Origin of the sequence: Campylobacter sp. RM12637, from assembly GCF_020137645.1 — a bacterium.
GTDB lineage: Bacteria > Campylobacterota > Campylobacteria > Campylobacterales > Campylobacteraceae > Campylobacter_E.
Genome location: NZ_JACGAV010000053.1, coordinates 1 through 682 on the forward strand (window position 1 = coordinate 1; position 682 = coordinate 682).

Consider the following 682-nt stretch of genomic DNA (forward strand, 5'->3'; position numbering starts at 1 on the left):
TAACCCCCCCCCAACCACTCTAAACAACACAAACAATACTTTAAATTAAAAACTAAAAAGCAATTAAAATCTCATTCTAAAAATAACCTTCACTAACTACTAAAAACAATTAAACACACACCATAATAAAACAATCTTAAACATAATCACTAAACATAAAAAGCTATTTTTATTAAAAGAATTTAAAACTTATAAATACTTTATAAAAACATTAATTATATTAACTCTTAAAAATACAACTAATATTTTATTTAATAGTAAAAACATAATTATCACTTATAATTTAAATTACTTATTACTATAAGAGTTATTTTAAAAAGATAATATATATGTTATTAATATCACACCACTTTAATAAGTATTATAATTTATATAAAAATAGCTTTAAACATAACTACAAGCTAAATAAGTAAAAATAAGTATTCTTAAATAAATTCAAATATCATTAAAAAATAAATATTATTTATAAGTTTCAATCTAAAACAAATACACAAGTAAAACCTAAAATAATACTAAAAACTACATATATTAAAAAGATTTAAAAAAATAATTTAAAAGATAGATAAAAAGAATAAAAATGGTGGGCCTAACAAGACTTGAACTTGTGACCTCACCCTTATCAGGGGTGCACTCTAACCAGCTGAGCTATAGGCCCTTAAGAAGTAGAATTATTGTTATCTTA

1 tRNA gene is annotated in these 682 nt (G+C 20.8%); it reads right to left on the bottom strand.

The window, feature by feature from the left end:
• Positions 1-578 precede the first annotated feature (578 nt).
• A tRNA-Ile gene (locus AVBRAN12637_RS09700) sits at positions 579-655 on the bottom strand.
• Between the last annotated feature and the right edge of the window lie 27 nt (positions 656-682).